The 12,304-nt window shown below is 44.6% G+C and carries 12 protein-coding genes; 1 reads left to right on the forward strand and 11 read right to left on the reverse strand.

Annotated features, from left to right (window positions below; translation table 11 throughout):
* Positions 1–399: 399 nt before the first annotated feature.
* Both JUE95_RS03215 and JUE95_RS03220 read right to left on the reverse strand, forming a co-directional pair.
* On the reverse strand, positions 400–783 hold the full coding sequence (locus tag JUE95_RS03215; protein WP_203649139.1) for a CvfD/Ygs/GSP13 family RNA-binding post-transcriptional regulator: 384 nt from the start codon (positions 781–783) through the stop codon (positions 400–402).
* A gap of 87 nt (positions 784–870) precedes the next feature.
* Positions 871–1,455 (reverse strand): peptidylprolyl isomerase, encoded by a 585-nt coding sequence (locus tag JUE95_RS03220; protein ID WP_373305661.1) that lies wholly within the window; start codon positions 1,453–1,455, stop codon positions 871–873.
* A 315-nt stretch (positions 1,456–1,770) separates the two neighbouring features.
* On the opposite strand from JUE95_RS03220, the gene JUE95_RS03225 reads away from it, so the two are divergent.
* On the forward strand, positions 1,771–2,418 hold the full coding sequence (locus tag JUE95_RS03225) for a VTT domain-containing protein (protein WP_203649143.1): 648 nt from the start codon (positions 1,771–1,773) through the stop codon (positions 2,416–2,418).
* 50 nt (positions 2,419–2,468) lie between these two features.
* Here the strand turns inward: JUE95_RS03225 and JUE95_RS03230 are convergent, their stop codons facing one another.
* The 9 genes from JUE95_RS03230 to JUE95_RS03270 all read right to left on the reverse strand — a co-directional run bounded on the left by JUE95_RS03230 (position 2,469) and on the right by JUE95_RS03270 (position 12,256).
* Positions 2,469–3,089: a TIGR01906 family membrane protein gene (locus JUE95_RS03230; RefSeq protein ID WP_203649466.1), complete on the reverse strand. Its 621-nt coding sequence runs from the start codon at positions 3,087–3,089 to the stop codon at positions 2,469–2,471.
* A 7-nt stretch (positions 3,090–3,096) separates the two neighbouring features.
* The gene (locus tag JUE95_RS03235) at positions 3,097–3,882 is read right to left on the reverse strand and encodes a TIGR01457 family HAD-type hydrolase (protein ID WP_203649145.1); all 786 of its coding nucleotides are present in this window, start codon (positions 3,880–3,882) and stop codon (positions 3,097–3,099) included.
* 42 nt (positions 3,883–3,924) lie between these two features.
* Complete coding sequence (locus JUE95_RS03240; RefSeq protein ID WP_203649147.1) at positions 3,925–5,433, reverse strand: cobyric acid synthase; 1,509 nt, start codon at positions 5,431–5,433, stop codon at positions 3,925–3,927.
* Positions 5,434–5,477: 44 nt separating this feature from the next.
* Complete coding sequence (locus JUE95_RS03245; RefSeq protein ID WP_203649149.1) at positions 5,478–6,173, reverse strand: YutD family protein; 696 nt, start codon at positions 6,171–6,173, stop codon at positions 5,478–5,480.
* A complete protein-coding gene (locus JUE95_RS03250; RefSeq protein ID WP_203649151.1) occupies positions 6,166–7,566 on the reverse strand; it encodes a bifunctional metallophosphatase/5'-nucleotidase in 1,401 nt (466 codons plus the stop codon). The genes JUE95_RS03245 and JUE95_RS03250 overlap by 8 nt, the downstream gene beginning before the upstream one ends.
* Positions 7,567–7,580: 14 nt before the next feature.
* Positions 7,581–8,192, reverse strand: coding sequence for a metallophosphoesterase family protein (locus JUE95_RS03255; RefSeq protein WP_235995152.1), 612 nt, complete (start codon positions 8,190–8,192; stop codon positions 7,581–7,583).
* 159 nt (positions 8,193–8,351) lie between these two features.
* Positions 8,352–9,752 carry an amino acid permease gene (locus JUE95_RS03260; RefSeq protein ID WP_203649153.1) on the reverse strand — a complete coding sequence of 467 codons (1,401 nt, stop codon included), beginning with the start codon at positions 9,750–9,752 and terminating at the stop codon, positions 8,352–8,354.
* Positions 9,753–10,025: 273 nt separating this feature from the next.
* Positions 10,026–11,216: an acetate/propionate family kinase gene (locus JUE95_RS03265; RefSeq protein ID WP_203649155.1), complete on the reverse strand. Its 1,191-nt coding sequence runs from the start codon at positions 11,214–11,216 to the stop codon at positions 10,026–10,028.
* A 17-nt stretch (positions 11,217–11,233) separates the two neighbouring features.
* Positions 11,234–12,256 (reverse strand): class I SAM-dependent methyltransferase, encoded by a 1,023-nt coding sequence (locus JUE95_RS03270; protein WP_308440886.1) that lies wholly within the window; start codon positions 12,254–12,256, stop codon positions 11,234–11,236.
* Between the last annotated feature and the right edge of the window lie 48 nt (positions 12,257–12,304).

Here is a 12,304-nt window from a genome sequence, read left to right on the forward strand (position 1 = left end):
CAGCGTTCGTCCTGAGCCAGGATCAAACTCTCAATTTATGATTGTTTGTGACTCATTAATATTACTAGCGAAATTGACTTCGCAAATTACATTTGATATCAGCCGAAACTGATATACCCTGCACATTTGTGAAACAAAACTTTGTTCATTTTTCAAAGGTCTACAGAATAACTCGACTCAATTAGTATAACTAACTTGCAAATTAATGTCAACGTTTTTTTGAATCTTTATTCATTCACATTAACGACTAAATTATTAATACCGGGTCGAATCTAAGAGCGATTGAATATTAAATAGTTGGATATTCATTCACATAATTAATATTGTGCTCTTTGACAACAGATAAAATAATACCAGCTATTAGCGACATGGTCAAGGACAAATAAAAAATTAATTGAATTATTTTGCAACAAATTCCCTTAGTGCTTCTTGAGCCCAAGCCTGTCGTCTTTTTTGGATTGGTTTAAAACCCTCGTGAACGTTTCGACTCGTCCAATAATGCTTATGATGATCCTCATTTTGAGGGGGTACCGGAGCAAGCGGTACCTGAGGTTCTTCCATGCATCTCAATGAGAGAGAAATCTTACCGGTAAATTCATCAATGTCCAGTACGACAACGTCAATCTCATCGCCAACCGACAGATAATCATGAATGTCTTTGACAAATCCATAATGACACTCTGAAATATGAATTAACCCCTGCACGTCATTACCAAGATTAACAAAAGCACCGTAAGGCTGAATCCCAGTTACTGTGCCATGAACACGATCGCCAATGCGCATCGATCAGGACTCCTTTCTTCTATAGAAATTAAAAATTTAAAATAAAAAGCTTGAGGCCAACACACCCCAAGCTCCGTTCAATCCAACCTAATCATCAATAGCGACTGATTCGATCACGATATCTTCCAATGGTTTGTCGGACTCATCCGTTTTCACCGTTGCCATTTGATCCACAACGTCCATTCCTTTTACTACTTGACCGAAAACAGTATGTCTAAAGTCTAACCAAGGTGTTCCACCCTTTTGATAGGCTTTAACGATTTCTTCGGGAAAATGGGCGTCCTTCATTTGCTGGGTCAGCTGTTCAGACATATGCTGATTTTGAACAATGAAGAACTGACTGCCATTAGTGTTAGGACCGCTGTTGGCCATTGAAACAGCACCGCGAAGATTATAGAGTTCTTTTGAAAACTCGTCTTCAAATGGTTCATCCCAAATACTTGAGCCGCCCATACCGGTACCCGTGGGATCACCGCCCTGAATCATGAAGTCATTAATCACACGGTGAAAAATAACTTCATCATAGTACTTGTTCTTAGCGAGCGTCACAAAGTTTTCAACCGCTTTAGGCGCTTGTTCTGGGAACAATTGAATCACAACATCACCCATTGATGAATGGATGGTAGCCCGGGGGCCGTCAGCCTTATCGGGTTGTAACTGTGGATAGTTCACATTAATAACCTCCAAGTTTTCTTTCATATCTATTATCCATGAAATACAGCTAAAAGCAAGTCTCACGCTATGGCAACGTTCAATAAAGGCCTTGAACACTACTAGCTGACACACTGATTAATTCATATGAAATTGTAACACATTGCTTCACTAATTTCTGATAGCAGCCCAAACACTGGAATACCTATTTACCCAGGTTTTAACCTCTTTTCAAAGTTACGATTCAATTAAATCCACTCGAATGGACTTTTACCCATCAGTATTCTCTGATACAATGTCAGCAACTTAAATTTTGAAAGGAAACCTTCTAACCTTATGGGCCAATTGATTGATTTCGTACTTCACATTGACAGTCACATGGTTAACATCGTTACCACTTTTGGTGGCTGGTCATACGGCGTTCTCTTCCTGATTATTTTCATTGAAACCGGTGCGGTAATCCTGCCGTTCCTACCAGGTGATTCACTTCTCTTCGCTGCTGCTGCGTTAGCAGCTAACCCAGACTACCACCTCAGTATTGGTTTGTTTGCCGTCATTTTTCTGCTAGCTTCCATTGGCGGTGATTCAACCAATTTCTTTATTGGGCGTCGGGCGGGTATCGCAATCACTCATCACCCATTCTTTAGTCGTTTTATAAAAGAAGAAAACTTAGCATCCGCCAGAAAATTCTTTGAACGGCACGGTAAAATTGCCATTTTCTTAGCACGGTTTATGCCAATCATTCGAACCTTCGTGCCTTTTGTTGCCGCAACTTCCGATTATGAGTACCGCTCATTTCTGCGCTATAATATCCCCGCGTGTGTTACTTGGGTATTACTGTGCTGCGGCGGTGGTTACTTCTTTGGTAACATTGACTTCGTTAAAGCCCACTTTTCACTGGTTGTGCTTGGCATCATCGTCGTATCAATGATCCCAGCTTTTGTCGGCTTACTTAAAAGCCGCGGTCAAGTCAGCAAAGATTAATTGAAGCATACAAAAAAACTCTAGCCGGTTATGTAACCACGCTAGAGTTTTTATTTGTCTAAAAAAGTGCGTTTGCCGCGCCAAACTCCCCACAGCATAATGAGTTCAAACAAACCAAAGGCTAATAAGAAACACTGTGAAAAGAAGGTTTCCGGCAAGACAAGGATTACCGGATCGAATCGGGGATCGAATAACCAGTCAGAATTACGAAAAAGAACCTTATGGAAATCAATGAAAAACTGGTTAAAATTCACCAGCATCAGCAACGCCGCCAATACGGGTACGATAGCTGCAGTCTGAAACGGCCGAATCAGCTTCCAAAGCATCTTCTTCACTGATAGTGTCTTCAGAAAATGAACTGCCGGCCAAATCGTCACGATCAAAACGCCATTATTCAACAGGAATAAGTGCTTAACATCGATAAAGTGCTGAAGACCACTTGGCGAAGTTGGAAAATCCATCATGTCCAGTTTCGTTACCCATGGCAACTGCAAATACCCCAGTAATTGCAGGTAATTTTGGACGATTCGACTAGTTGATACCTGAACAATTTTTGATAAATGACCCAATTTAACGTTTAGCCAATACAGCCACACACTATTGATCGTCAAAAAGATCACCAGTGAAATAATAGCTAAGAATAGTGCTATCCATTGTAGTGTTACTTTAATTCGTTCCCTAGTCATCTGCAACCGACCATTCATCTAAACTATCAATTTCATATGTGGGTGCGATCTTTTCCCGTGCCACTTGCTCACGGGTCGACAACCCTGTATAAACTAAAAGCGTATCAACACCGAACCGGATACCAGCAGTAATGTCAGTCTTGTAATTATCGCCGACCATCACCACTTGTGACTTCTCAAGACCAATCTGCTTCAACGCATTGGCCATAATAATGGTCTCTGGTTTACCGATAATAATCGGTCGCTGCTGAGTCGTATAAGCCACCATTTCTACCAGTGACCCCGCTCCAGGAAGCATCCCCCGTTCGTTAGGAATATTAGAATCTGGGTTGGTACCAATGAATTTTGCACCCGCGCGGATAGCTAGCGTTGCTAGTTCAAACTTATGGTAGGTCACATCCGAATCAAGGCCGACAACCACGAAGTCGGGATGCCGTTCATTCAGTTCGAAGCCCTTGTCCAAAAAAGCTTGAATGAGTCCAATTTCGCCAATGATATAAACCCGGTTCTGTCCCTCCTCAGCAATACTAGCTACGTAGTCAGCAGTTGCTAACCCCGCAGTGTACACGTTGGCGGGCTGAACGCGAATATCATGATTAGTCGCTAAATTGTCGACCACGTCAACAGGCAGCTTGGTGGTATTATTTGTGACGAATAAAAAGTCCTTGTTCGCCTTTTGCAGCCGTTCCACAAAACGTTTTGCGGCCGGGATACGCCGTTTACCGGCATAAACTGTCCCATCCAGATCGATAAAGTAGCCATCATACTGTTTTTGCATTAAACACTAATCCTCTTTTTCTCAAATAATAAATTTTTACACTTAATAATCCGTATCAGAAGCCGCTATGATTTGGTCGATTTTTGCCATGTCTACATTGTCTTCAATCACGTTAGCAAGCTTTTCGTACTGTTCTTCACGGTAAGCTGACATGGGTTTGCCCACTAAGCGTAACGGCTGAAGCCCTTTTGCAACCCGTAAACGGTCCAGCAGCTGCCGCGTCCAAGCCGTATTATCGAAGATCCCATGTAAATAGGTTCCCCAGACACTGCCATCCGGATTAACTGCACCATCTAAACGTTTTTCGGGTTGACCATTATTTTCAACAATCGTTGCAAAAGATTTCGCACCTGGGCCCAAGGTCGTTTCACCCATGTGAATCTCATAACCACGGAGTTCAGTATGACCGTGTTTGGCAACGGCCTGCGTGGTGGTCTTTTCACCGGTAAAAGTCGTTGCCACATCTAATAGACCCAGCCCATCTTGCACCGTCATTTCAGACTCGACGTGCTCAGGATCGGCTAGCCGTTTCCCTAATAACTGATACCCACCGCAGATGCCAATGATCTGAGTCTTTTGCGCATGCAGTGCCTGAATTTCTTCCACAAAATGATGGGTCTTCAAATAAGTCAAATCTTCATTAGTATTCTTACTGCCTGGCAAAATTAAAACGTCCGGGCGCCCTAAATCCGCTGGTGTGGCCACGTAACGCAACGACACATCTGGCTGAATCGCCAAACTGTGAAAATCGGTAAAGTTAGCAATCTTCTGTAAGGCCAGCACTGCGATGTCTAAGTCTTTAGATTCATCTTTGACCCGTGACTGCCGCTGTAGAGCCACACTATCTTCTTCGTCCAAGTCCACATCCGTCATTGGAACAACGCCAATAACCGGGACCCCCGTCAACTCTTCAATTTTACGGTTACCGGAAGCCAACTGAGAAGCATCACCGCGAAACTTATTGATGATAATTCCCTTGAACCGCTTTTGATCCTCTTTGGGCAATAATTTGATCGTCCCGTAGATTGAAGCGTACACGCCACCCTTATCAATATCGGCAACTAACACCACTGGCGCGTCCGCCATTTCAGCCATTCCCATGTTGACCAGTCCCTTAGTATCCGAGTTGATCTCAGCGGGACTACCGGCACCTTCAAGGACCATCACATCATTTTCCGCTGCCAGTGATTGATAAGTCTCAAGGATTCGCTGACGTAAGACGGGCTTTCGGGCACCATATTCTTCAGCATCCATATCGGCTAACACTTTACCCATATAGACGACCTGAGTGTCCCGCTCAGTGGATGGTTTCAGCAATAACGGGTTCATCCGAACATCTGGTGTAACGCCGGCAGCTTCAGCTTGGACGGCCTGAGACCGCCCCATTTCCTTGCCATCGACGGTAATGTACGAATTTAATGCAATATTTTGCGACTTAAATGGGGCAACCTTCAACCCACGATTTCGTAATACTCGGCACAGCCCAGCTGCCACCCAGCTTTTACCTGAATCCGAAGCCGTTCCTTGAAACATAATCGACTTGGTTCCCATGGCAGGCCCCCCCCTTTGTTATCAGCTCCGTTTAGACCACAACACTAATCCTTTTTCTCCCGAATCGTAAATTTACGGTGCTGACTGTGACCAACCGTTTTTACGGTGCCGTGGCGCTGACTAACCGGTGTCTTTTTGACTGGCTTGACCTTTTCAACCGTGTAGGCTTTCTGCTGGCCATTGTTAGACGGTCGGTTAGTGTGCCTAGCGTGTGACCGCTTGCTGGCATTAGGCCGTTCAGACTTGCGTTCAGCCGGCTGTGCATTCTTATTTCGGTTACCAGAATGGTTACGGTTTTGCTGCTTAGCACCGTTATTTTGATTCCGGTTCGAACGGTGACTGCTTTCACGCTGTCTGGAACTTCGTTTAGGCATAACGACTTTAGCGTCCTCGTTATGCATCACAAAGTACGGGCAGCCGGTATTGCAGGCTTCATCCAGATAGTCTTGCAAAGCACTGATTTTAAGTTCACCAGCGACGTTGCGCTTATCATCATAAAAACCGCGCAACCGCAGCTGGCCAAAGCCCCAGTCCCCTACGAGATAATCGTAGCGGGAAAAATAGGTGTTGAACCGGTCGCTCAATTCAACCCGGTCAAAAGCATCACGGTAGTTAACCATGAGTTCGTACGGATGTTCATTGATTTGATAATGGGTTTCATCAACTGCCACGATAACCCCACCCGGTTCACGACTGGCACGTGCATCATCAATTAAAGTTTGTAAGGCTTTTTTATCCATGATCTTCCTCCTTTCTAATCGGATATTGTTTGGCGAGATAGTCGCCATAAACTGTTCTTAAAAGCTTACCATACATAATTTCATTTTGCCCGACAATCGAAATCGTTGGAAAAAACGGGATGAATAAATAGTGGTCCGGCATGGCCACAGTATACGTCCGCAGCGGCGATAGAGACTCGCCACGAAAACGTACTGAACCATCATGTTTATTGTACGTGATTCCGGAATAATTCAATGAACCGAAGACCTTACCGCGGAACCCCATTCCCTTGATTGGAAAACGGGACAAAAACTGGCGGTTCTTTTCCATTTCATGAATCAGCCGCCACAGATCATAGCCGTTTAACGTTACTTTCATCACGTGCATGGCATGGGGCAGCATATCGTGCAAATGACTACGTGAAATGATGCCGGCTGGCAGATCCCGCAAGAATAAACCGCCGTTCAAAATGGCAGCATTCGTACCAGCGTAGTCTTCAAGAGCGGCCAGTCCTTCGCTGACCAGCCGTGAGTACCCCTGCCAATTCTTTTCCATCGCCACTGGGAGATCCGCCACTTTTCGTTCATCCAAAAGCTGCTCTCCCCGTTCTTCGTAACCTTCAACTTCCTGCAGATCACTGGTGGCTGCCTGCAAATTAGCCGTTTTAACAACGGAAGCTGACGACTTTACAATCCGGTGATCCGTCAGCTCCAATTGAATGGTACCCACGTACTCCCCATATTTGCCGGCCGCGCCTAACAGTGTGGTTTGATCATATTCACCATGGGATAACAAGTGATGTGTGTGGGCACCGAGAACGACATCGACTTCAGGAAACCGCTTGGCAATCGAGCGGTCGACGTCCAGGCCAAGGTGCGACAGCAAAATACTGCAATCGTACTGCCCTTCATACTGTTTCAATAAATACGGCAGCATCCGTTCGACTGAAATCGGCTGCCACCCAAGCAGCGGATAAGTTAAGGTATACGGTGCCGTTAAGCCCAGCACCAGAACTCGGGTACCCGCCTTAGTGGTAATCAGCTTGGCCGGCAGGGCCCACTTAGGCTGAGTTTTCTTTGGTGTATTCAAAATATTACCAAGAATCACGTCAAAATTTGCGTGATCATACATATGAACCAGCTGCTCCCGCGAGTTCCCCAAACCTTCATTATTGCCGATGGTGACCCCGTCGTAATGAATCTGATTCATCAGGGTAACGTTAGCCTGCCCATTAGTCGCTTCGGTCAGCGGGTGAGCACGGTCCATGGCATCGCCAATATCAAAGGTCAGCACTTCGTGTCCAGCAGCTTTATACCGCTGCCGTTCTTCAATCAGGTAGCGACGAATCTTCGGCCAATTTTCAAAGTGCGAATGCAAGTCATTGGTGTGTAAAATCGTAATTTTCTCAGTCATGCCGCAGCTCCGTCCTATCTTCTCTTCTGAAAATCGTTGTACTTGCCGGCCACCATTTCTTCGATTTCAGCCATGGAAAATGGCGTACCAAAAGGTGGTTTATGCTTTAAATAATCAGTTTCGGGTGTATCAACACCCACGTTAATATCTTCTTTAATGTTCACCGAATAATGGTGAATGTGACCGTGTAGATTGATGATCTGCTTCACGATTCCCATCATCATTGGGTAATGGGTCATATAGTACTGCCGATGATTGACTTTGATGATTGCTCCCACGTCGTGAAATTCAAATTTCGGTTTCCCGCCATAGGTGTAATTATGCTGCGCCAGGTATTTAAACAACGCGCGATTATCATGATTACCCTTGATAAGTACTAAATGACCGTTTAACTGGTTCAATACATCCAAAACGGCCGCTTGAGCTGCCTTTTCTGGTCGAATAAAGTACAGTGCAATATCACCCAAGTGATACACAGTATCTTCTGGCGTCACCCGAGCGTTCCAGTGGTCAATGATTGTTTGGTTCATCTCTTCCACCGATTTAAATGGTCTGGGCGCAAAGTCAGAATTACCGAGTAGATCCTTATGAAAAAAATGTGTATCAGCGGTGAAATACAGTTGCACGCTTACCCCTTCTTCGTTCAAAAATTAATCCAATAAAAAATACATCACTACTTTAGTTTACCATGATACCCCTTGGATAGGAAAGCAACCGGACTGATTTACACCGTCCTCAAGCCAAATTAAAAAGCCGGGAAGAATAGTCCCCGACCTTTACAAAACTTACTTATTAAAATCACTTACATTTCTGAATCTTTTAGCTTCTGTACGGTCGACACCAGACTTAAACAGCCAAAGACCAAACAGCCAAATCACGGAACCAATCAATGCCACCAGCGTTTCAAACCGGAATACCAAGATCACGCAAACCATGGTCAAAAAAAGCAGGACAAAATAGTCCGAGTATGGTGATAGCGGCATTTTAAACTTGACCTGCTTTTCCGGCTGACCAGCCACCGCCCGTTTGTACTTAATGTGCGCCAGGATAATTGAACCCCAGATGAACAAGAAACAGGTCGTTGCAATACTGGAAATTAAAGTGAAAACTTTCCCTGGAATGAAGAAATTCAATAAAACCACAACCGCAATGATCAGCGCTGAAAATAGCAACGCATTAACCGGTACTTGTGACCGAGACAATTTACTTAACCTTTTGGACAGCTTGGTCTGACCGCCGTAGGAAAGTGAAAATAACATTCGTCCAGTGGTAAACAGCGCGCTGTTGCAGGCAGAGGCAGCGGCAGTCAACACAACAAAGTTAATAATGGCCGCCGCAGACTTGATGCCAATGGCAGCGAAAACTTCTACAAACGGACTCTGAGCCGGTGAATAGTAGTGCCAGGGATAAATGCACATGAGGGCTGTCAGCGACCCCAAGTAGAAAAGAATCACCCGCATGGGGATTTCGTTGATTGCTTTAGGAATGATTGTTTTGGGATCACTGGTTTCGGAGGCGGTCATCCCCACCATTTCAATACCGATAAAGCCGAAGATCACCATTTGAAATGACAGGAAGAAGCCCTTCGCACCGTGAGCAAAAAAGTGACCATCCGTTAAATTCAAGACTGAAGCATGACCCGCCGGCGTTTTGAACTGCATAATCACCAGCACCACCCCGATAGCAATCAGGGCAATGATAGCGGCCACTTTAACAATCGCAAACCAAAACTCAGTTTCACCGAAAGCCTGAACGGTTACCGCATTGATCAAAACTAAGATCAGCAGGATCGTTAAACCGGTAACCCACTGCGGCAAATGCGGGTACCAAAACTTCATGTACAGACCCGATGCCGTCAGATCAGCCATGGCAATGCTGAGCCAACAAACCCAGTACGTCCAGCCAGTAACGAAGCTCCACCGTTCGCCCAAATATTTCTTAATAAAATCAATGAAAGAGTGGGCACTGATATCGGATAATAATAATTCTCCAAGTGCTCGCATCAGTAAAAAGCACGCGATACCAGCAATTAAGTATGCCAGTAAAATTGAGGGTCCTGTAAGGTGAATCGATTGACCGGAGCCTAAAAACAGCCCGGTACCAATCGTGCCGCCCAGTGCAATCATCTGCACGTGCCGGTTCTTTAATCCTCCAGACCGCTGTTCAGCGGGTTTTGCTTTTGCCATAAAATCGTCACTCCTTCATGGAAGTCAATTATACACGACAAAATGACCGAATTAGCGTCCCGTTAAGTTCAAGCCCAAAATTCTCGTTGATTAGTATACGTTAAAGTGCGGTATTATCGTCATGATTACTTTCATGATGATTGTTCACCTTTAAATGAACAAAATGCACGTTCTCAATTTTTGGTTGAAGAAAAGTATATGCACGACCCAAATTAATTCAAAAAAGGGCCTGATTCACAAACGAATCAAGCCCTCATGGTGATTAAATTAAACTTATTTAGCTAAGCGTTCAACATCGCGAACGATCATCAACTCTTCATCCGTTGGGATCAACAGTGTCTTGACCTTTGCATCCGCAGTTGATAAATCGCGTTCTACGCCGCGAATATTGTTCTTTTCTGGGTCAACGGCAATGCCGAAGTAGCTCAACTTGTCAGCTACTTCTTGGCGAATAGGAATATCGTTTTCACCAACACCGGCCGTAAAGACAATCGCGTCAACACCATTCATTTCGGCAATGTATTTACCAACATAGCCAACAATCCGGTTGATATACATGTCACGGGCAAGGTGAGCCTGCTTGTTTTTACCCTGAACTTTTTCCAGGTCGCGCATGTCAGCTGAATATTCAGAAACACCCAGTAAACCAGACTTCTTGTTCAAGATTTCAATCATATCGTTAGGATCCTTGATCTTTAATTTTTCCATCAAGAAACTAACCAATGAAGCATCAATATCACCTGAACGGGTTGCCATCATGATCCCTGCCAAAGGCGTGAAGCCCATGGAAGTATCGTATGACTTGCCATTCTTAACGGCAGTAATTGAAGCACCGGCACCAATGTGCATGGTGATCAGTTTAAGGTCTGCCAAAGGCTTGCCAAGCATTGCAGCAGCCCGGCCAGCAACGTAACGGTGGCTAGTACCATGGGCACCATACTTACGAGCACCATACTTCTTGTAGTATTTGTAAGGAATGGCGTACATGTAATTAGTCTGCGGCATCGTTGTGTGGAATGAAGTATCGAAAACAGCCACGTTAGGTACATCTGGCAAAATCTTTCTGAATGCCCGGATACCCATGGCTTCAGCAGGGTTATGCAATGGTGCATATTCAGCTAAGTCTTCGATCTTCTTCAAAACTTCATCATCAACGAGAACTGAATCGGTAAAGAATTCACCACCAGCAACGACCCGGTGACCGACCCCAGTAATTTCGTTATAGTCTGAAATGATGTGCAAATCAATCAGCTTTTCAAGCATCAGATGAATCGCTTGTTCATGAGTATCAACGTCTTGAGTGTTCTCAAACTTGTTACCATGACCATACTTGATGGTAACGATTGAGTCTTTCAACCCGATCCGTTCGATCACACCGCTGGTGATGACCTTTTCTGAAGGCACTTCGAATAATTTAAACTTTAATGTTGAGCTCCCTGCATTGACGGCAAGTGTTTTTCCCATATCATAATCTCCTTATGCTAACGCTTTAGTAAGTCATTAAGTTCCCAGTCAACTATTTCTGCAATGAACTTTGAAAACGCAGTTTGATCCTTGAATGACGGAAATTCGCCAATCATCACCTTATCTGCTTGTTTAACACCTTCACCATGCCGCTGCAGCAGCAAAATTGATTTTGCTGACTGCTTAGCTGTAAATAAATCCTTTGGTAAAGCTAATAAACCCTGCAAATAAGCCGCGTCTTGAAGCCAAGACAAGAGCCTCTTTGACTCCGGGGTTGAAAACAACTGACTTGGAACTAAAAAGACACCGTAACCACCCGGTTTAACGAAGCGCATTGCTTGTTCCAACAATAAATGGTGGACGTAAGAATGGCCTGACTGGGCATGTGTCTTGAACGTTGTCACTTTTTCATCCAGTGGATAATAACCAATCGGCAAATCGGAAACAACCAAATCAGCTTCCGGAATCTGCAGTTCACCTAGGGCATCTTGGTGCATCAAGGTGACTGAGGCCTGCTGCAAAGTCGTGCTGATATCTGCGACCGAAAGCAATGACTCATCGTTATCGATCCCAATGGCAGCCACTTTTTCGTGAGTCGCATCCTTCAGCTGATTGATAATCGTTGTCAATAAATTGGCGGTACCAACAGCCGGATCAAGAATTGTCAGCTGATTTTGTTTTTCGACCAGTCGAATAACGATATATCCCATAACCATACCAATGCTGTCAGGGGTCATTTGATGGTTCCCCTGAATATCATCTTCGCGCATGGCTTTAAGCATTGATAACTGAATGCCTTGACGTACGGTTTCGGGATTCAATCGGCTGCGATCGACAGAATTATAAAGGCCCTGAAGCTGCTGAACAACCTTTTCATCCGGCCGGCCATCCTCGACCTGAACGTGTCCGTCGATCAGATTATCACCGGATTCAATAAAGGCGTCTAAATAAGACGTTGAGAGCGCATCTTTAAGTAACTCGCTGGATTCATCGAGAACCTTAAAGAACGCCTCTGTTTCTTTAATAGCCAGAATTGTCAACCTCCTATTCTATTGGTTTCTCCACACAGATTATAGTTTACAAATATT

Origin of the sequence: Secundilactobacillus yichangensis, assembly GCF_016861565.1 — a bacterium.
In the GTDB taxonomy this organism is placed as follows: Bacteria; Bacillota; Bacilli; order Lactobacillales; family Lactobacillaceae; genus Secundilactobacillus; species Secundilactobacillus yichangensis.

Coding starts and splice junctions, on each gene's coding strand:
- JUE95_RS03215 (WP_203649139.1), bottom strand. CDS start 783: ATGCGCATTGGCGATCGTGTTCATGGCACAGTAACTGGGATTCAGCCT.
- JUE95_RS03235 (WP_203649145.1), bottom strand. CDS start 3,882: ATGCAAAAACAGTATGATGGCTACTTTATCGATCTGGATGGGACAGTT.
- JUE95_RS03265 (WP_203649155.1), bottom strand. CDS start 11,216: ATGGGAAAAACACTTGCCGTCAATGCAGGGAGCTCAACATTAAAGTTT.
- JUE95_RS03260 (WP_203649153.1), bottom strand. CDS start 9,752: ATGGCAAAAGCAAAACCCGCTGAACAGCGGTCTGGAGGATTAAAGAAC.
- JUE95_RS03225 (WP_203649143.1), top strand. CDS start 1,771: ATGGGCCAATTGATTGATTTCGTACTTCACATTGACAGTCACATGGTT.
- JUE95_RS03245 (WP_203649149.1), bottom strand. CDS start 6,173: ATGGATAAAAAAGCCTTACAAACTTTAATTGATGATGCACGTGCCAGT.
- JUE95_RS03240 (WP_203649147.1), bottom strand. CDS start 5,433: ATGGGAACCAAGTCGATTATGTTTCAAGGAACGGCTTCGGATTCAGGT.
- JUE95_RS03250 (WP_203649151.1), bottom strand. CDS start 7,566: ATGACTGAGAAAATTACGATTTTACACACCAATGACTTGCATTCGCAC.